The following is an 18,885-nucleotide window of genomic DNA, read 5'->3' on the forward strand; positions in this document are numbered from 1 at the left end:
GTGGGGCGCCTCGGGCGCCCGCTCCGGAACCCTCACGAGTGGAAGGGCAGTCCGGAGTCGGCCACCAGCTCCAGGTCGTCGGAGTCGTCGGCGGGCAGCAGGGTGGCCGTGCCGTCGGTCACCGGGACGACGCCCAGTTCGAGGAGTTCGGCCATGGCCGCACTGCACGCCATGTCGCGCACCTGGAGCTGGTAGCGGGCCGTGGTGCGGTAGGTGCCGCCGCCGTCGTCGCCGGTGCGCTGGAGGAAGCCGGAGTCCGTGAGGAACGCGACGGCCTTGGCGACGATGCCGGTGGTCGAACCCGCCAGTCTGCGCGCGTCCTTGGTGGCCCCGGTCGCGCTGCGTCTGGCCCAGATGCGCCAGGCCGCCTCGAGAGCGGGGGCGTCCGTCGCCGGGTCGGTGTTCTGCCCCTGCTCCTCGGCCCGCTCCTCGAGACGGCGGCAGGCCTGGCGCACGAACGCGTCGACGCCGTTGACCGTGACCCGGCCGATGTAGCCGTCGTCCGCCAGGTCCTCGGGGCGGGGGAAGGCGAGGGCGGCGACGGCGAGATGGGCGAGCCCGTGCAGAAAGCGGTCACCGGAGTCGGCCGACGTACGACGCGCGTAGTCGCCCATGCGGATGGCGAACACGGAGTCCTCGGCGGCGGTCACGGCCATGCCGGCGCGCGGGGACACCTCCAGCACGACCAGGCCGAGGCCGGTGGCGACGGCGTCGGCGAGGCGCCCGAACGACGGGTCCTCGCGGTAGCGGCGCAGGAGGTCCGCGTACTCCTGGTCGCGTGCGGGCAGCAGCTTGGGCTGCAACCCGAAGGCTACGAGCCGCGCCGCGTCGGCGGCGTCGGCGGGGGTGACGGGGGCGCTCGCCGGCGCGGCGGCGGCCTCCGGATCGCTCCACTCGACGTGCTCGGTCACGGTCGGGACTCCTTGTCGCGCTGGTACTGGTTGCCGTTCATGCCGCCTCCGTCCGGTCCGCCGCCATTCCGGCCGCGTCCAGCAGAGCCGTCCCCACGATCAGATCCGCACCGCCGAACTCGGGGTCGTCCAGCTCCGTTCCGTCGTCGACGGCGAAGAGCAGCTTCTCCTCGCCCTGCCGGTAGGCCGTGCCCACCGGCGGGCTGGCCGCGTGCACGGCCAGCAGGGCCACCAGGTAGGCCAGGTCGGGATCTCCCGTCCGGCGCGCCTCCGCGAGCAGCCCGGACAGCCGCCGGGGCGCGTCCGCCGGCAGGTCGAGCAACTCCGTCGCGGCGGCGAGCTGCTCCTCGCTGAACCGGCTGTCGTCCGGGGTCGCGACCAGATCCGGCTCGGGCATCTCCGCCCCGAGGTGCTCACGCTCCACCGGAGGTGTGAGCAGCAGGTCGACGAGGTCCCCGATCCGGACGGAACCGGATGTGCGCAGCCCCGTGCCGTGAGCGAAGAAGGCGTCGGTGACACGGACCGCCTGTTCCACGGGAAGCGGCAGCACCGGGGCGAGGAGGTGGCCGTAGAGGTCCGTGCCGGACATCGCCATCGGTGTGGCGAACGCCTGCCGGTCCTGTTCGGCGCGGAACAGCGGGCCCGCCTCCAGGAGCCGGGACTGCAACTGCGTGTGTCTGCGGATGCAGTCCTTGACGATGTCGACGAGTTCGGCGGCGCGTCGCTTCTGCTCCGGGTCCTCGGACTCGTCGCGGGCCCTGCGGATGTTGGTGAGGATCGCGTTCTCGTGGCGATAGCGGTCGGCGACATGGTCGAGGGCCTCGGCGATCATGTCCGGCACAGCGTTCAGCCAGTCCACCGCGCGGACGTTGCGCCGGGTGGCCTCCAGGGCCCTGCGCAGCGACTCCGAGTACTGCACGGTGCGGTAGCGCGCCTGCTCGGCGGCGAGCTGGGCGTCGGCGAGGCGCCCGCGGCTGATCAGCACCTCCAGCTTGACCTCGGCGGCGATCTGCGCGCTGGTGACATCCGTGTCGAGGGCGCCGACGAGGACGTTCACCGCCTCGTCCGTCGTGCGGAGGTAGACACTGCCGCCGTAGCCGGGCACCTCTTCGATCAGCTTGAAGTCGTAGTCACGGCGGACATAGGTGCCATCCGGCTCGAAGGTGCCGTAGACGGCCCGAAAGCCCCGGTCGACGCTGCCGACGTTGATCAGGTTCTCCAGCACCCAGCGGGCCACGCGCTCGTGCTCGGCGACCGGGCGCCGCGGGGCCTGGGCGGCGATGCGCGGGAGGAGCCGGGCGACTATCTGGTCGTGGTCGGCGCCCGTGTCGAAGTCCATGTTCAGGGTGACCAGGTCGATGGCGGCGAGAGCGATCTCCGCCATCCCGTAGACCGAGTACTCACCCGCGAGGTTGGCCTTGCGCGCGTCCAGGTCGTGCAGCGGCGCCGTGCAGGCGAGCGCGCGCAGCCGCCGCGCCAGCCCTTCGTCGGCAGCCGGGCCCGGAGCAGGCCGCGGCCCCGCGCTGAGCTGGGGCGGAACACGGTCCGTCGATGCACGCGAAGTCACGGTGCACAGATTAGGTCCTCGGTCTGACAACAGCCCAAACGGCGCGGGCCGCCCCGCGGGGACGGGCCGGGCGAGACACGAGGCGGCCCGGCCCACGAACGGTTCGGCGGCAGCGGAGGGCTGGGGTCAGCCTCCGGCCCGACGGCACCGGAACCGCGGCGTTGGGCGGCATCGCAGTCGGACGGTCAGGCGGCATCCGAGGGCTGGGGTCAGCCTCCGGCCCGACGTCACCGGAACGCGGCGTTGGGCGGCATCGCAGCCGGGCGGTCAGGCGGCACCGGAGGGCGCCGGTCAGCCGCCGGTCCGGCCCCCGTCGGCCACCCGGCGCCCGTAGACCTCGACGAGGCCCGCCCGTGAGTCGTCGAGGTAGACCCGGAGCAGTTCCTCGGCCCGGTCGCGCTCCCCGGCCCGCAGGGTCCGAAGGATCTCGAGATTGCGCGCGAGGTACGGCTCGTGCAGCCGGCGCGGGTCGTCCACCACATGGAAGGCCAGCCGCAGTTCGGCGAAGACGCTGCGCATCAGCTCGTCGGTGCGTTCGCTGCCCGCGAGGGCCACCAGCTCCCGGTGGAAGTGGATGTTCGCCGTGGACACCCCTTTCCAGTCACTTTCGCGCGCCGCCCGCTGCCCCTCGGCGACCGCCTCGGCGAGCCCGTCCACGGCGTACGGCGGCGTGCCGAGGCCGCGTACGACGGCGCATTCCACGAGTCCCCGGACGCGGTAGATGTCCTCGACGTCCTCGACGGCCAGCACCCGCACGAAGACCCCGCGGTTCAACTCGTGGACCAGCAACCGTTCGTGCGTGAGCAGCCGGAACGCCTCGCGCAGCGTGTTCCGGGAGACGCCGAGCGCGCCGCCGATGCTGTCCTCGGACAGCCGGGTGCCGGGCGGGAAGTAGCCCTCGGCGATCCGGCTTCTGAGGATGTCCGCGACCCGCTCGGCGGTGCTGGTGCGCCCGAGGAGGGCGCGGTCGTCGGCCAGTCCCGTCAGCTGCTCTGCCATGCCCGGAATTCAAGCGCAGATACGAGGACGAAACAACACGGGTATTGAAGGATCGTTCAACGATCCCCTACCTTGCTCCGTACGGTGCCGCCCGCTCCCACCGCGGCGCCGTGGCGCACGGCACGGCTCGGTTCCCAGCACCCTCCGTCCCTCAACTGCGAGGTGCCCATGAGCTCGACCCCTCCTCCCAAGGCCCTGACCTCCGACGCCCGGCCGGACACGGCCGAACGCACCGCCGACGACGGCGCGTTGGGCTGGTTGCGGGCCCTGGGGCCGCACGGCCGGCGCGCCTTCGCGGGTGCCTTCGGCGGCTACGCCCTGGACGCGTACGACTACTTCACCCTGCCGTTGAGCATGGTCGCGCTGGCCGCGTACTTCGGCCTGGACAGCGGCCAGACCGGCCTGTTCACCACGGTCACCCTGATCGTCTCCGCGGTCGGCGGCGCCGTCGCGGGTGTGGTCGCCGACCGCGTCGGACGGGTCAGGGCCCTGATGATCACCGTGATCACCTACGCCGTCTTCACCGTCGCCTGCGGCTTCGCGCCCACCTACGGGACGCTGCTGGTCTTCCGCGCCCTTCAGGGGCTCGGCTTCGGCGGCGAATGGGCGGTCGGCGCGATCCTGGTCGCCGAGTACGCGAGCGCCCGGCACCGGGGCCGCACGCTCGGCGCGGTGCAGAGTTCCTGGGCCGTGGGCTGGGCGCTGGCCGCCGCCGTCTACACCCTGGTCTTCTCCTTCGTGGACGACGGCCTGGCCTGGCGGGTGATGTTCTGGACCGGCGCGCTGCCCGCGCTGCTGGTGCTCTGGATGCGGCGTCGGATCCACGACGCCCCGCAGGCGCGGGCCCGGCGCGAACACAGCGCGGACAGGGGCTCCTTCGCGGCGATCTTCAGGCCGGGAACGGACGGGGCACCGGGGCTGCTGCGCACGACAGTCTTCGCGAGCCTGCTCTCCACCGGCGTCCAGGGCGGCTACTACACCCTGGCGACCTGGGTGCCGACCTATCTGAAGACGGAGCGCGGCCTGTCCGTCGTCGGGACCGGCTCCTATCTGACGTTCCTGATCTCCGGGGCCTTCATCGGTTATCTGACCGGCGGCCATCTCACGGACCGGCTGGGCCGCAGGCGCACCATCTGGCTGTTCGCGCTGCTCTCGGCGCTCTGCGTCCTGGTGTACGCGAACATCCCGAGCGGCGCCAACACCCTGCTGCTGGTGCTCGGTTTCCCGCTCGGGTTCTGCATGTCGGCGATCTTCAGCGGCTTCGGGTCCTACCTGAGCGAGCTGTACCCGACGGCGGTGCGGGGCACGGGCCAGGGCTTCACGTACAACACCGGTCGCGCCGTCGGAGCCGTGTTCCCCACCCTGGTGGGCTACCTGGCCGGCAGCTGGGGCGTGGGCGGTGCGCTGGTCTTCGGCGCGGTGGGGTACGGCCTCGCGGCGCTCGCGCTGCTGGGGCTGCCGGAGACCCGCGGGAAGGAGCTGCTGTGAACCGCACGGAGGACCGCCTGGTGACCGCCGTCGACGCACGCGCGCACGCGTGGACTCCGCGGGAGGCCCGGGCCCGCTTCCGCAAGGGGCTGACCGGCGCCACGGCCGGGGCCGCCGCGGGCCACACACAGGTCAACCTGATCTCCGTCCCGGCGGACTGGGCCTACGACATGCTGCTGTTCTGCCAGCGCAATCCGAAGCCCTGCCCGGTTCTGGACGTCACCGACGCCGGCTCCTTCGGCACGATCCTCGCGGACGGCGCCGACCTGCGCACCGACCTGCCGCGCTACCGGGTATGGCGCGACGGCGAGCTGGTGGACGAGCCCACCGATGTGCTCGGCCACTGGCGCGACGACCTGGTGTCCTTCCTCATCGGGTGCAGCTTCACCTTCGAGTGGGCGCTCGCCGACGCGGGCGTCCCCCTGCGCCACATCGAGCAGGGCCGCAACGTCCCGATGTATGTGACCGCCCGTGAGTGCCGTCCGGCCGGGCGGCTGCACGGCCCCCTGGTGGTCTCCATGCGCCCGGTTCCCCCGCGGCACCTGGCCGCCGCGATCCGGGAGAGCGGTCTGCTCCCGGCGGTGCACGGCAGCCCCGTACACTGCGGCGATCCGTCGGCCCTCGGCATCGAGGACCTCGGCCGGCCGGACTTCGGCGACCCGGTGGACGCCGAATCGGACGACATCCCGGTGTTCTGGGCCTGCGGAGTGACCCCGCAGGCGGCGGTGACGGCCTCGCGGCCGCCGTTCGCCATCACCCACGCACCGGGGCAGATGTTCATCACCGACGCCCGCGACGACCAGTACCGCGTCGGATGACGACCAGCACCGCGTCGGGACGCCGGGTGACCAGGAGGGGTCATGATCGATCTGAACGCCGACCTCGGCGAGGGCTTCGGCCGCTGGCGGCTCACCGACGACGAGCGGCTGCTGTCGGTCGTCACGAGTGCCAATGTGGCCTGCGGCTTCCATGCCGGGGACGCGGTCACCATGCGGCGGGTGTGCGAGCTGGCGGCCGAACGCGGCGTACGGATCGGCGCCCAGGTCTCCTATCGCGACCTGGCCGGTTTCGGGCGGCGCGCGATGGACGTGCCGCCCGTCGAACTCGCGGCCGAAGTGGCCTACCAGATCGGTGCGTTGGAGGTCTTCGCGCGCGCGGCGGGCTCCCGCCTGTCGTATGTGAAGCCGCACGGCGCGCTCTACAACCGGGTGGTCCACGACGAGCGGCAGGCCGAGGCGGTCGTCGACGGCGTCCTTCTCGCCGACGCGGCCCTGGCCGTCCTGGGGCTGCCCGGGTCGCGCTTGCTGAAGGTCGCCGGGAAGGCCGGACTCCCCGTTGTCACCGAGGCGTTCGCGGACCGTGCGTACACGGACGAGGGCACGCTCGTACCGCGCGGCGAGGACGGCGCGGTGATCACGGAGCCGGACGCGGTCGTCGGGCGCTCGGTGGGCCTCGCCCGCTCCGGGACCGTCACCTCCCGCTCCGGACGCGAGATCCCCGTACGGGCACGCTCCCTGTGCCTGCACGGCGACACACCCGGAGCGGTCGACCTGGCCCGCCGGGTGCGCGCCGAGCTGGAGGCGGCGGGCGTGCGCGTGGAGGCCTTCGCATGAGAGTGCTGCCGGTCGGTGACGCGGCCCTGCTGGTCGAGGTCTCCTCCGGGGAGGAGGCCCAGGCCCTGCACGCCGAGTTGCTGCGCCGCCGGGCCGCCGGGGAACTGTCGGCGGACGAGATCGTCCCGGCGGCCCGCTCGGTCCTTCTCGACGGCGTGTCCGACCCCTCCCGGGTCGCGTCCCGGCTCCCCGGCTGGGAGGTCCCGCGGGTCCTGCCACGCGCGCGGGAGCCGATCGAGATTCCCGTACGGTACGACGGCCCCGATCTGCCGGAGGTGGCGGCGCTGTGGGGCGTGCCGCCCGACGAGGTGCGGCGGATCCACGCGGCGGCCGAGTTCCGCGTCGCGTTCTGCGGGTTCGCGCCCGGCTTCGGCTATCTGACCGGTCTGCCGGACCGCTACCGTGTGCCGCGCCGCGCCACCCCGCGCACGGCCGTCCCCGCGGGTTCGGTGGCCCTCGCGGGCCGGTACACGGGTGTGTACCCGCGCTCGTCTCCGGGCGGCTGGCAGCTCATCGGCTCGACCGACACGGTGCTGTGGGACCACGCGCGCGTACCGGCCGCGCTGCTCGCTCCGGGGGCCCGGGTCCGCTTCGTGCCGGTGGGGTCCGGATGACGGACCGTGCGCTCGCGGTCGTACGGGCCGGGGCACTGACCACCGTGCAGGACCGGGGGCGGCCCGGCCACGCCCACCTCGGGGTGCCGCGCTCCGGGGCGCTGGACGCGCCCGCGGCGGCGCTCGTCAACCGGCTCGTCGGCAATCCGCCGGAGGCGGCCGTGCTGGAGACGACGCTCAACGGCTGCGCCCTGCGGCCGCGTTCGGCGGTCACCGTGGCGGTCGGCGGCGCGCCCTGTGCGGTCACCGTGGACGGCCGCCCGGCGCCCTGGGGCGCACCGGTACGCGTCCCGGGCGGCGCGCTCCTCGACCTCGGGCCCGCACGGGCCGGGGTGCGCAGCTACCTGGGGGTCGCGGGCGGGGTGGCCGTCGAGCCGGTGCTCGGCAGCCGCTCCACGGATCTGCTCTCCGGGCTCGGGCCGCCGCCGCTCGCGAACGGCGCCGTACTCCCGCTCGGGAGGCCGGCCGGTCCCCCCGCGCGCGTGGACACGGCCTTCCCGCCCGGTCCCCCGGCCGAACTGGTGCTACGGGTGACGCCGGGCCCGCGGGACGACTGGTTCACGGCGGACGCGTTCCGCACCCTCGTCACGCGCGCGTACCGGGTGTCCGCCGCGAGCAACCGCATCGGCCTGCGCACGGAAGGTCCCGCCCTGGAGCGCACCCGGGCGGGCGAACTGCCCAGTGAGGGCATGGTCCTGGGAGCGGTCCAGGTCCCGCCCGACGGCAGGCCCGTGGTGTTCCTGGCCGACCATCCGACAACCGGTGGGTATCCGGTGATCGGGGTCGTGCGCGCCGCCGACCTCGCCGCGGCCGCGCAGGCGCCCCCGGGCACCCCCCTGCGGTTCGCGGCCGTGAGCCGCCGATAGGGCGTACTGCGAAAGTCCCGCCCTTCGGGGGAACGACGGGACTTTCGCAGTACGCCCTGGGCGGCCCGGTCAGGCGGCGTCCGGCTGCTGGTCGGCCACCGACAGGGCGGCAAGCGCGGACGCCACCGCGTGCGAGGCGCTCAGGTCGAGCCGGGCGCTGGTCCCCCTGGCCTTGTGGCGTACCTCGGCGGCCGCCAGGGTGAGCAGCTGGGGCAGCAGGTCCGTGCACCGCCGGGCCACCCAGCCCGTCCCCGCGGTGGCGAGCCACCAGAGGTTGGCCGAGCGGGAGGGCGCGGGGAACTCGGGCTCGGGCGAGGGCCCGGGACCGGTGGCGACACCCGCCCGGGCGAGCAGGGCGTGAAACTGCAGGGCGAGCTGCCGGTGCCCGCGCTCCCCCGGGTGCAGCCGGTCCGCGCTCCACATCGCGCGGTCGCTGATCCAGTCCCCTTCCGCGGCGTGCAGATGGACGGCCCCGTACCGCTCGGACAGCGCGTGCACGACCGCGTTCACGGCCCGCTGCCGCCTGGCGAGCGGACGCGCCAGGGCCCCGGGCAGCCGCAGCATCGACCCCGGGTCGGGCAGACAGGCCGTGAGCAGCACGGCGTTCCGGGCCCGGAAGGCCGCGTAGACCTGGTCGAGCCGGGCGGCGACGGCGTGGATGTCGAAGGTGTAGCGCAGGGTGTCGTTGACGCCGATGACGACAGAGACGACATCCGGACGCAGGGCGAGCGCCCGCGGGGTCTGCCGCTCCAGGACGTCCCGTGTCTGGGCGCCGCTGACGGCCAGGTTGATGAACTCCGCCGCCCCCTCCGCAGGGGCGAGCCCCCCGGCGAGAAGGGGTGCCCACCCCCGCCAGGCCTCCCCTACACGGTCGCCCACGCCCTCCGTCAGCGAGTCACCGAGTGCCACGAACCGCAGGGGTCTCATGCGACTCCCTCCCGAGCGGCGTCCGGTACCCGGGGCTCGACGGACGAGGGCGTGACACGCGGCCGCGCGTCGTGCGACGGGGTCTCGTGCGCGGGGGCATTCTCCGGCTGGGCGTCGTGCGCGGCGAGGAACGCGTCCACCGCGGTCTTCCATCCGAAGCACTCGGCACGCGCGCGTGCCGCCTCCCGGCGCTCGCCCTCGGTCCGCTCCATCAGCAGGTCGACCGCGTCCGCGAAGGCGTCCCCGCTGTTCACGGCGGTGGCCCCGGCGGAACCGATCACCTCGGGCAGCGCGGAGAAGGCGCTGGCCACCACGGGCGTGCCGCAGGCCATCGCCTCCAGGGCTGCCAGCCCGAAGGTCTCGGCGGGTCCCGGGGCCAGGCAGAGGTCCGCCGTGGCCTGGAGCGATCCGAGCAGTTCCCGGTCGCGGACGTGACCCAGGAAGGTCACCGGCAGCTCCCGTTCCCGTGCCCGCTGTTCCAGCCGGGCGCGCAGCGGTCCGTCCCCGGCGACCACCAGCACCACGCGCCGCCCGCGCCGCAGCAGTGCCTCCAGCGCGTCCAGGGCCGTGCCGGGCCGCTTCTCCACGGACAGGCGGGAGCACATGACGAGCAGCGTCTCGTCCGCGCGCGTGTACCGGTCGCGCAACCCGGGGTCCCGCAGCGAGGGGTGACGCTGCTCCAGGTCGACGCCCAGCGGGGCCCGTACGACGTTGCGGGCGCCGATCCGGACGAACTCCCGCTCGGCGAACTCGGTGGTGCACACCACGCGCGCGTACGTGTGGGCCGTGCGGGTGTTGAGGGCGTCGGCGGCGCGCCGGGAGAGGTTCTCGGACAGCCCCCAGGTCCGCAGGACGCCGTCGGCGGTCTCGTGGGAGACCATCACGGCGGGGATCCGGGACCGACGCGCCCACTTGCCGGTCCAGCGCAGCGTGGTGCGGTCGGAGACCTCCAGGCGGTCGGGGACCAGGTCCTCCAGGAGGGCGGCGAGGCGCCGCTTGTCCGTGAGGACCCGGTAGCCGCCGGTGCGGGGGAGCAGCGGACCGGGCAGGGTGATGACCCGGCCCTGCTCGGTCATGCGGTCGGTGTGACGCTCGCCCGGCACGACGAGGACGGGCTCGTGTCCGGCCTCCTTGAAGCCCTTGCCCAGTTCCCTCAGGGCGGTGCGCAGTCCGCCCGACGAGGGCGCCACGAAGTTGGCGAGCCGTACGATCCGCAGACCGTCGCCGAAGCGCTCGGTGGCGAAGCTCATGCAGCCACCACCGCCCTGCGGGCGGCGAGCACGTCCTCGTAGTGCCCGATGAGCTGGTCGACGACGGCCGCCCAGGTGCGGCCCTCGACGGTGGCGCGTGCGGCGGCTCCATATCCGGTCCGCCGCGCCGGATCGGCCGCCAGGGCCCCCACGGCGTCCCGCACGGCGGTCGCGTCGCCGGGCGGGACGAGCAGCCCGGTGCGGGCGTGGGCCACCAGGTCCAGCGGTCCCCCGGCGGCGGGTGCGACGACCGGTACTCCGCTCGCCATGGCCTCCTGCACGGTCTGGCAGAAGGTCTCGAACGGGCCGGTGTGCGCGAACACGTCCAGGGAGGCGAAGATCCGGGCGAGTTCGTCACCCGTGCGGCGGCCCAGGAACACGGCGCCGGGCAGGGCGCCCCGCAGGGTCGTCTCGCTGGGCCCGTCGCCCACCACGACAACGCGGACTCCCGGAAGGCCGCAGACCCCGGAGAGGAGTTCCACGTGCTTCTCGGGGGCGAGCCGGCCGACATAGCCGACGATCAGCTCTCCGTTGGGGGCGAGTTCCCGCCGGATCGTCTCGTCGCGCAGGTCCGGCCGGAAACGGACGGTGTCGACGCCGCGCGGCCAGAGCTGGACCCGGGGCACGCCGTGCGCCTCCAGGTCGTTGCGGGCCGCGCTGGAGGGCGCGAGGGTGCGGTCGGCGGCGCCGTGCACGGAGCGGATGCGCCGCCAGGCCGCGGCCTCACCGGCGCCCATGTAGGTACGGGCGTATCCGGCCAGGTCGGTCTGGTAGATGGCCACGGCGGGGATGCCGAGCCGGGCGGCGGCGGCCATACCGCGGACGCCGAGGACGAAGGGGCTGGCCAGGTGCACGATGTCGGCGCGGTGAGCGGTGATCGCCGCGGCGACGCGTCGGCTGGGGAGTGCCACGCGCACCTGGGGGTAGCCGGGGAGCGGAAGGGAGGGGACACGGACCACGGGGCACGGCGCGAGAGCGTCGGCCGCGGTCCCGGCGGCGGCACCTCCCGGGTCGGACGAGGCCGAGGACCGGGAGGTGGCGGGAGCGACGACGAGGGGAGCGTGACCGCGATCGACGAGGTGCCGGGCGGTCTGGAGCGCGCAGTGGGCCACGCCGTTCACATCGGGGGGAAAGGATTCGGTCACGATGACGACACGCATACCCGTGTTCTCGCCGCGCCGGACGTGGCCGCGTCAACGTCGATCTTTCCGGCCGGGGAACGTCCCATGAGCGTTGAGCTGCGCAGCCGAGCAGGTCAGCCCCCGTCCATACGCTCCTGACTCCTGGGTCACCGAACGTTCATACGGCGGGCATGCGTTCACGCGGTGGGCATGTCGGGTCCGATCCGGCTGCGCACGGCTGTCTGGACCTCGGCCTCCTCGGCCGGGTCCGCGGCGAGCCGGCGCAGCTGCTCCACGACGCGGATGTCCCCGGTCTCGGCGTGCCGTGCGGCGATCTCGCGGGTGGACTCCTCGCAGTCCCACAGGCACTCGACGGCGAACCCTGCGGGGAAGGAGGGGTCGGTGGCTGCCAGCGCGCGGGCGGCGCGGCCCCGCAGATGGGACGAGGCGGTCTCCCGGTAGACGTGGCGCAGGACCGGTGCGGCGCAGGCGATGCCGAGCCGTCCGGCGCCGTCGACGAGGGTCCACAGGGTAGGTGCGTCGGGGCCTTCGCCCCGCACCGCCTCCCGCAGCGCCGCGAGCACCAGCTCGCGGTCCTGGGCGCCGCCCCGGCAGGCCAGCACCCGGCCGGCGGCGGCCCCGAGGGCGTCGGGCCGGCGGGCCCAGCCGCGCGCCCGGTCGACGGCGGCCACACTGCGCATCCGTTCGAAGGCGTCCACGGCCGCGTCCACTACGAGCGCGGACCCGGTGGCCACGGCGTCCTCGACGAGGTCGAGCGCGTCGGGGTCGTTGCCGCCGGCGAGATAGCGCAGGGCGGTGCAGCGCGCGCCGTCGCTCCCGGAGCGGGCGGCCCGGACGATCTCGGGCCGGTCCTCGGGACCCGCGACGGCGGTGAGACAGCGGGCAGCGGGCACATGGAGGGCGGCGCCCCGCTCGATGCCCTGCTGGGCCCAGTCGAATACGGCCTGGACGCTCCAGCCCGGCCGGGGGCCCTGGGGCCGCATCTGCCGTTGCCACCGGTCGAAGCAGCCGGCCTCCTGCGCGGCACGCACGCGTGTGGCGACGGAGTCGCGGGGGTCGTCGGCCCACAGCCGCCAGGGCCGGGGCTCGAAGGCGTCCCGGACGGCGGCGGCGAGTTCGGCCTCGCCCTCGGCGTCGGCCGGGAAGCGGGCCAGCACGGGAGCGGCGAGGGCGCGCAGCCCCGCGTCGTCGTCCCGCAGCGCCAGTTCGTCCAGCGCCCAGGCCCAGTTGCTGCCCGAGGCGGCGTACCTGCGCAGCAGTTCGAGCGCGTCACGCCTGCCGTAGGAGGCGAGGTGTCCGAGGACCGCGAGGGCGAGCCCGGTGCGGCACTCCTCGGTGTCGAGGACGTCCTCGGCGCCGAAGAGATGGGCCTCGATCTCGTCCAGCTCGCCGTTCAGATCGAGGTAGAGCCGGGCGTAGTACAGGGAGCGGTTCTCCACCTGCCAGTCGTGGCGGGGATCGCGCAGCACACAGTGGTTGAGAGCCGCGAGCGCCTCGGCTCGCGGGGCGGTGAGCGCGTGCAGCGTGCCGTCGCCGCGGCCCCTCTGGAGGAGGCCGAGCAGCGTTCCACTGGGCGCTATGACCGGTTCGAACATGGGAAACAGCCTCACATCAAGCGTCGACGCAACCGGGGAACACGCACTACCTGGCCGCGTGACAACACGTCGGAGCGCCCGCCGTCTCTTGCTTGCTGTAGACCATCTTCCTCTGCCTCTCGTCGGTGGCCCGTGCGGACCGCATCACGGTCCGCGCGGTGCGGCAACACCTGCCCAGCCATCGCGTCCGTGAACCACGACGTCATGATGACCCGGCGTCTCACGCTGCCGCGACCTTATTTCGGGCGGCCCCGTACCGCCTCCCCCGTTTTCGTTGCCTTCGCTGGTCAGGGCATTCGGATCAGTGTGCGCCGAACAGTTCGAGCAGGTCGTTCTTGCCGAACATCCGGGCGGTGTCCACGGCCGAGGGCGTCCCGGCGGTTGGGTCGGCGCCGCCGTCCAGGAGCGCCCGGATGACCTCCACCTCACCCTTGAAGACAGCCCCGGCGAGCGGGGTCTGGCCTCGGTCGTTGACCCGGTCCGCCTCCGCGCCCCGCGCCAGCAGGGCCCGGACGGCGTCGGCGTGGCCGTGGTAGGCGGCGAGCATCACCAGGGAGTCGCCGCGGTCATTGGTGAGGTTGGCCGGAACGCCGGCGTCGACGTACGCCACGAGCGCCTCGGTCTCGCCTCGGCGCGCCAGATCGAAGATCTTGGTCGCCAGCTCCACGACCTCGGGGTCGGGGGCTTCACTCATCGGCCTGACCGCCTCTCACTACGACTTGGGGACTGCGGGAGCGTACGACAGCGAGCGATGCCGTCGTACAGGGGCGCGTACGACGGCGAGCCATGCCGCCGTACGGGTGAATCGCCAGCGTACTGGCTTCCGTGGCACATGACCGGCACCCCGACAGGCAAAGATCACGACAGCGTCGGTCGCGGCGTTCCCACGGGCGCCATCCCTACAGGGCACGTCCGCCAGCCGGGGGGAATTCTGATGATTTCACCCGTTTGCACCTTTTATCGTATGGATACATGCTGTGAGCCTGGAAGTACTCATGGTGACAGTCCCCGCGATCCAGGAGAGCACATGGTCCTCAACATCTCCGGTGTGCTGCTGCTCGGCACCTGCGTCTTCCTCTTCTTCAGGAAGGACGGGCTCAAGGGCTCGCACGCCACAATCTGCTCCCTCTTCGGCTTCTACCTCGCCAGCACCGGCATCGCCCCGGGCATCAAGGCCGGCGGCCAGAGCCTTGCGAGCCTGCTCGGAGGGATCAATTTCTGACTCCGCTCCCGCCCCACACGCACCCCCAGGAGAACGACGTGGCCCGGCGCCCACTCCCCCGTATCCTGCGCGACGGCAGCTCCCGGATCGCCCGTAGCCGGCAGCTGGCCCGGACGGCGGCCGGTGGCGCGGGCGACGTCCTCCAGCCGCTGTTCCTCCTCACCCGCGGCCTGCACCGGCTGGCCGGGGCGGGGCGGCGCCGGTGGGCGGCCACACCGAAGGACCGGCGGGGACCGCTCCTCTTCCTGGTCGCCTCGGTGATCCTGGTCGTGGCCCTGGTGCCGTACGGGCCCCTGCTCGCCGGACTCACGCTCATGGCGGCCGCGGCCTGGAAGGGCCGCGACCGCAGACAGCCGCAGCCCTCGGGGCCGGACGACGCGCAGACCAAGCGCCTGCGGACCCTGTACGAGGCGCTGGTGCCGTACCTCTCGGCCGCCCAGGACCCCGATCCGCTCTACGCGCACGGCGGGGACTGGGCCCAGGCCTTTCCTTCCTACGACTTCGACGGCACCGGCCGGATCTCCCGGCTCCGCATCCGTTATCCCGCCTACTTCACCGACGGCGAGGCCGCCTCACGGGCCCGGATCGAGCAGCTCCTGCACGCCAAGTCCGGCCGGGGCCGCGAGTACCACTTCGCCTGGGACGAGGAGGCCAACGAGCTGACGGTGACCGTGCTGCCGCCCCTGCCCACCGACATCGCCGCACAGCGCTTCGTGACCGCACCGGGCGAGACGGTCCTCGGCTTCACCGACCCCACCGGCGTCCAGCGCACGCTTCCGCTCACCCACGGCGACGAGCGGCGTGATGTGCCCCCGGTGGTGTGGCGCACGGGTTCCCGCTCCACCGAGCCGCATCTGCTGATCGCGGGCGCGCCCGGCAGCGGGACGACGACCCTGGTGCGCTCCATCGCCCTCCAGGCGTTGCAGCACGGTGACGTCCTGATCATCGAGGGCGGCGAGACCGGCGAGTACGCGTGCCTGACGGGCCGGGACGGCGTGTTGTCCGTGGAGTCGGGCCTCGTCGGCGCGGTGTCGAGCCTGGAGTGGGCGACCCATGAGACGGAGCGTCGGCTGATCACCGCGAACCGCGCGCGGCAGGCCGGGAACGCCCCGCCCGACGACATCAGGCGCCCGCTGTGGATCCTGCTGGACCGGCCCGGCGCGCTCGGTCATCTCGCCGCCGCCGACGGCCGCGCGGATCCCCAGACGCTGCTCCAGGTGCCCCTGCGGCACGGGCGCGCGGCGAACGTCACGGTCGTGGTGGCCGAGCAGCTCGACGCCCTGGACGGACTGTCCGACGCCGTGCGGCAGTACACCCGCGCGCGCGTGGTGCTCGGCCCCGCGGCCCCGGACGAGCTGGAGAGGGTGCTCGGTGTGCCCCCGCACACCACGCCCGTCCGGGACGTCCCGCCGGGCCGGGGCTACGCGCGCATGGGCTCGGGTCCGGTCCACCGTCTCCAGGTGCCGGCCACACCGGACCCGTACGACGACGCGACCAGCGAGAGCCACCGGCAAGCGGTGCTGGGGCTGCTGCCGCGGCACAGTGCGCCGGTCGCGGCGGTGGGGGTCGAGGCGCTGGCCGCGGAGGGCTGAGGGGGCCGTCACCGCCCCGGCGCGCGAAAGCGGCCCGGGATCAGGCGACAAACGTGCGCGGCGCCTCCCCCGGCCCCGAGACCCCCGTCTCCACCAGGCGCGCGGCGGCGGCCAGCCGGACCGCCGCCTCCTCGGCCACCGCGCCGCCCACCGTGAACGGCAGCCGGACATATCCCTCGAAGGCGCCGTCCACGCCGAAGCGGGGCCCGGAGGGCACCCGGACGCCGACCCGCTCCCCCGCCTCCGCCAGCCGGGAGCCCGAGAGGCCGCCGGTGCGCACCCACAGCGTCAGGCCGCCCTGCGGCACCGAGAACTCCCACGACGGCAGCTCCCTGCGCACCGCGGCGACCAGCGCGTCCCGGTTCTCCCGGGCCTGCCGGCGCCGCAGGCCCACCGCCTGCTCCCAGCCGCCCGCACTGAGCAGCCAGTTCACGGCCAGCTGTTCCAGCACCGGCGTGCCCAGGTCCGCGTAGGCGCGAGCCGCGACCAGGCTGCGGATCACATCGGGGGCGGCCCGCACCCAGCCGATGCGCATGCCCGCCCAGAACGCCTTGCTCGCCGAGCCCACGGTGATGACGGTGGAGCCCGCCGGATCGAAGCCGCTCACCGGTCGCGGCATCTCCAGCCCGTCCTCCAGATGCAACTCGCTCATGGTCTCGTCGACGACCAGGACCGTCCCCGCGGACCGGGCCGCCTCCACCAGGCGGCGGCGCTGGTCCTCGTCGGCGAGCGCGCCCGTCGGATTGTGGAAGTCCGCGACGACATAGGCCAGGCGCGGCGCTGCCTCGCGCAGCACCTGGCGCCAGCGGTCCAGGTCCCAGCCGCCGAGACCCTCGGCCATGGCCACCGGCACCAGCCGGGCACCCGCCTCCCGCATGAGCTGGAGGATGTTGGCGTATGACGGCGACTCGACGGCGACGCGTTCGCCGCGCCCGGCGAAGAGGTGGCAGATCGCGTCCATCGCGCCCATGGCCCCCGTGGTCACCATGATCTGCTCGGGCATGGTGGGGATGCCGCGTGCCGTGTAGCGCTCGGCGATCATGGCGCGCAGCGCGGGCAGGCCCGCCGGGTAGTCGCCGTGCGTGTGCGCGTAGGGCGGCAGTTCCTCCAGGGCGCCCTGCACCGCGCGGGTGAGCCAGGGCTCGGGCGCGGGCAGCGCCGCGCAGCCCAGGTCGATCATGGAGCCCAGGGCCTCCGGCGGGAGGGGTTCGAGGCCGCGTGCGGGCAGCGGGTTCCCGGCCGGCACGGCGGTCCAGCTGCCCGCTCCGCGGCGGGACTCCAGGAAACCCTCGGTACGCAGTGCCTCGTAGGCGGCGGCGACCGTGGTCCGGCTCACGGACAGGGCGAGCGCCAACTCCCGCTCGGCGGGCAGCCGGGCCGCGACCGGCACGCGGCCCTCCAGGACGAGCAGCCGGATGCCGTCGGCGAGCGCGCGGTAGGCGGGCGGGCGGCGGGTGCCGGGGCCCCCGGGGCGGTCCTGCTGGGAGGTGAGCAGCCGGGCGAGCTGTGCCGCCCCCACCGCCGAGGTCCACTGCGCCATGTTCCCAGTCCACCTTCCCCGAATTGGCCATGGATGGCTTCACTTTCCAAGCCACAGAGTGACATGCACCAGGCCAACACCACCACAGGGGGGTACCTTTTGTCCGCCGAGCCGTCTCTCGACCCGTCCAATGACACGTCCATGAAGAGCCGGCTCGGGCGCCGGCTCCCCCAGCTGTACGTGGGCCTGGCGCTCTACGGCGCGAGCTCCGCGCTCCTGGTGCGGGCGGGCCTGGGCCTGGAACCCTGGAACGTCCTCCACCAGGGTCTGTCGGAACTCACCGGACTCAGCATGGGCCTGGTGCTCACCCTCGTCGGCGCGACCGTGCTGCTGCTGTGGATACCGCTGCGTCAGCGTCCCGGCCTCGGCACCGTCTCCAACGTGCTCGTCATCGGCTTCGCCATGGACGCCACCCTCGCGGTGCTCCCCGAGGCCCGCTCCCTGGCCGTGCGGGTGCCCCTGCTCCTCGCGGGCATCGTGCTCAACGGCGTCGCGACCGGCCTGTACATCTCTGCGGATTTCGGGCCCGGCCCGCGCGATGGCCTGATGACCGGACTGCACCGGCGCACGGGCCGGTCGATCCGGCTGCTCCGCACGGCCGTCGAGGTCGCCGTCGTCGCGACCGGCTTCGCCCTCGGCGGGACCGTGGGCGTGGGCACGGTCCTGTACGCGTTGTCCATCGGCCCGCTCGCCCAGTTCTTCCTGCGCGTGTTCGCCGTCCCCGGGGCATCGGGCCGCAGCACGGTCGTTGCCACCGGGCAACCGGAACGGGCGATACTGCCTCGGTGACCACCCTCGTACGCCATCCCTATCTCGACCATCCCGGTCCGATCGCCTTCGCCCACCGGGGCGGGGCGGCGGACGGCCTGGAGAACACCGCGGCCCAGTTCCGGCGTGCCGTCGCGGCGGGCTACCGGTACATCGAGACGGATGTGCACGCCACGGCCGACGGCAAGCTGGTGGCGTTCCACGACGCGACCCTGGACCGGGTGACCGACGGGGCGGGCCGGATCGCCGACCTGCCCTGGAGCGATGTGCGCCAGGCCCGGGTGGCGGGCACCGAGCCCGTGCCGCTGTTCGAGGACCTGCTCGAGGAGTTCCCCGAGGTGCGCTGGAACGTGGACGTCAAGGCGGAGCCCGGCCTGCTCCCCCTGCTCGAACTGATCGGGCGGACCGACTCCTGGGACCGGATCTGCGTCGGCTCGTTCTCCGAGGCACGCGTGGCACGCGCCCAGCGTCTGGCCGGGCCGCGGCTGGCGACGTCCTACGGCATCCGCGGTGTGCTGGGCCTTCGGCTGCGCTCATGGGGACTGCCCGTGCGGGTGCGCCGCTCGGCGGTCGCCGCCCAGGTTCCCTGCTCCCAGTCGGGCGTGCCCGTGGTCGACCGTCGTTTCGTGCGCACCGCTCACGCGCTCGGGCTTCAGGTGCATGTGTGGACGATCAACGAACCCGAGGAGATGCACCGGCTCCTGGACCTGGGAGTGGATGGCATCATGACCGATCACATCGACACACTGCGCAAGGTCTTCGAGGACCGGGGCACCTGGGTCTGACGCCCG

General features: G+C 73.8%; 18 protein-coding genes. 9 read left to right on the top strand and 9 right to left on the bottom strand.

Annotation, left to right across the window (positions count from 1 at the left end; translation table 11 throughout):
- Positions 1-32: 32 nt before the first annotated feature.
- From ACIP94_RS20075 to ACIP94_RS20085, 3 genes are all read right to left on the bottom strand, one after another.
- Positions 33-911, bottom strand: coding sequence for a hypothetical protein (locus tag ACIP94_RS20075; protein ID WP_402426981.1), 879 nt, complete (start codon positions 909-911; stop codon positions 33-35).
- A 37-nt stretch (positions 912-948) separates the two neighbouring features.
- A complete protein-coding gene (locus ACIP94_RS20080; RefSeq protein ID WP_402426984.1) occupies positions 949-2,478 on the bottom strand; it encodes a hypothetical protein in 1,530 nt (509 codons plus the stop codon).
- A gap of 291 nt (positions 2,479-2,769) precedes the next feature.
- The gene (locus ACIP94_RS20085; protein ID WP_402426987.1) at positions 2,770-3,477 is read right to left on the bottom strand and encodes a GntR family transcriptional regulator; all 708 of its coding nucleotides are present in this window, start codon (positions 3,475-3,477) and stop codon (positions 2,770-2,772) included.
- A gap of 168 nt (positions 3,478-3,645) precedes the next feature.
- On the opposite strand from ACIP94_RS20085, the gene ACIP94_RS20090 reads away from it, so the two are divergent.
- Genes ACIP94_RS20090 through ACIP94_RS20110 form a run of 5 tightly spaced genes read left to right on the top strand, consistent with a single transcriptional unit; the run spans position 3,646 to position 8,058 of the window.
- Positions 3,646-4,965: an MFS transporter gene (locus tag ACIP94_RS20090; RefSeq protein WP_402426990.1), complete on the top strand. Its 1,320-nt coding sequence runs from the start codon at positions 3,646-3,648 to the stop codon at positions 4,963-4,965.
- Positions 4,962-5,783: a putative hydro-lyase gene (locus ACIP94_RS20095; protein ID WP_402426993.1), complete on the top strand. Its 822-nt coding sequence runs from the start codon at positions 4,962-4,964 to the stop codon at positions 5,781-5,783. The genes ACIP94_RS20090 and ACIP94_RS20095 overlap by 4 nt, the downstream gene beginning before the upstream one ends.
- 42 nt (positions 5,784-5,825) lie before the next feature.
- Positions 5,826-6,578 carry a LamB/YcsF family protein gene (locus ACIP94_RS20100; protein WP_402426996.1) on the top strand — a complete coding sequence of 251 codons (753 nt, stop codon included), beginning with the start codon at positions 5,826-5,828 and terminating at the stop codon, positions 6,576-6,578.
- Entirely contained in the window at positions 6,575-7,192 is a 618-nt protein-coding gene (locus ACIP94_RS20105; protein WP_402426999.1) for an allophanate hydrolase subunit 1, read from the top strand. Before ACIP94_RS20100 ends, ACIP94_RS20105 begins: the two co-directional genes overlap by 4 nt.
- Entirely contained in the window at positions 7,189-8,058 is an 870-nt protein-coding gene (locus tag ACIP94_RS20110; protein WP_402427002.1) for a biotin-dependent carboxyltransferase family protein, read from the top strand. The genes ACIP94_RS20105 and ACIP94_RS20110 overlap by 4 nt, the downstream gene beginning before the upstream one ends.
- Positions 8,059-8,127: 69 nt before the next feature.
- Here the strand turns inward: ACIP94_RS20110 and ACIP94_RS20115 are convergent, their stop codons facing one another.
- The 5 genes from ACIP94_RS20115 to ACIP94_RS20135 all read right to left on the bottom strand — a co-directional run bounded on the left by ACIP94_RS20115 (position 8,128) and on the right by ACIP94_RS20135 (position 13,666).
- The gene (locus ACIP94_RS20115; RefSeq protein WP_402427005.1) at positions 8,128-8,985 is read right to left on the bottom strand and encodes an SGNH/GDSL hydrolase family protein; all 858 of its coding nucleotides are present in this window, start codon (positions 8,983-8,985) and stop codon (positions 8,128-8,130) included.
- On the bottom strand, positions 8,982-10,235 hold the full coding sequence (locus ACIP94_RS20120) for a glycosyltransferase (protein WP_402427008.1): 1,254 nt from the start codon (positions 10,233-10,235) through the stop codon (positions 8,982-8,984). The genes ACIP94_RS20115 and ACIP94_RS20120 overlap by 4 nt, the downstream gene beginning before the upstream one ends.
- Positions 10,232-11,395 carry a glycosyltransferase family 4 protein gene (locus ACIP94_RS20125; protein WP_402427011.1) on the bottom strand — a complete coding sequence of 388 codons (1,164 nt, stop codon included), beginning with the start codon at positions 11,393-11,395 and terminating at the stop codon, positions 10,232-10,234. Before ACIP94_RS20125 ends, ACIP94_RS20120 begins: the two co-directional genes overlap by 4 nt.
- Before the next feature lie 158 nt (positions 11,396-11,553).
- Positions 11,554-12,972, bottom strand: coding sequence for a HEAT repeat domain-containing protein (locus ACIP94_RS20130; protein WP_402427014.1), 1,419 nt, complete (start codon positions 12,970-12,972; stop codon positions 11,554-11,556).
- A gap of 301 nt (positions 12,973-13,273) precedes the next feature.
- Positions 13,274-13,666: an ankyrin repeat domain-containing protein gene (locus ACIP94_RS20135; RefSeq protein WP_402427017.1), complete on the bottom strand. Its 393-nt coding sequence runs from the start codon at positions 13,664-13,666 to the stop codon at positions 13,274-13,276.
- 333 nt (positions 13,667-13,999) lie between these two features.
- Here ACIP94_RS20135 and ACIP94_RS20140 point away from each other — a divergent pair, with 333 nt between their 5' ends.
- On the top strand, positions 14,000-14,194 hold the full coding sequence (locus tag ACIP94_RS20140; RefSeq protein WP_234516932.1) for a hypothetical protein: 195 nt from the start codon (positions 14,000-14,002) through the stop codon (positions 14,192-14,194).
- Positions 14,195-14,232: 38 nt separating this feature from the next.
- Positions 14,233-15,786 carry an ATP-binding protein gene (locus ACIP94_RS20145; RefSeq protein ID WP_402427021.1) on the top strand — a complete coding sequence of 518 codons (1,554 nt, stop codon included), beginning with the start codon at positions 14,233-14,235 and terminating at the stop codon, positions 15,784-15,786.
- Between the two features lie 40 nt (positions 15,787-15,826).
- Here the strand turns inward: ACIP94_RS20145 and ACIP94_RS20150 are convergent, their stop codons facing one another.
- On the bottom strand, positions 15,827-17,326 hold the full coding sequence (locus ACIP94_RS20150; RefSeq protein ID WP_402427024.1) for a PLP-dependent aminotransferase family protein: 1,500 nt from the start codon (positions 17,324-17,326) through the stop codon (positions 15,827-15,829).
- A gap of 141 nt (positions 17,327-17,467) precedes the next feature.
- Here ACIP94_RS20150 and ACIP94_RS20155 point away from each other — a divergent pair, with 141 nt between their 5' ends.
- Both ACIP94_RS20155 and ACIP94_RS20160 read left to right on the top strand, forming a co-directional pair.
- Entirely contained in the window at positions 17,468-18,115 is a 648-nt protein-coding gene (locus ACIP94_RS20155) for a YitT family protein (protein ID WP_402427027.1), read from the top strand.
- Positions 18,112-18,879 carry a glycerophosphodiester phosphodiesterase gene (locus ACIP94_RS20160; RefSeq protein ID WP_402427030.1) on the top strand — a complete coding sequence of 256 codons (768 nt, stop codon included), beginning with the start codon at positions 18,112-18,114 and terminating at the stop codon, positions 18,877-18,879. The genes ACIP94_RS20155 and ACIP94_RS20160 overlap by 4 nt, the downstream gene beginning before the upstream one ends.
- Positions 18,880-18,885: the final 6 nt, after the last annotated feature.

Origin of the sequence: Streptomyces sp. NPDC093261 (genome assembly GCF_044753645.1) — a bacterium.
Classification (GTDB): domain Bacteria; phylum Actinomycetota; class Actinomycetes; order Streptomycetales; family Streptomycetaceae; genus Streptomyces.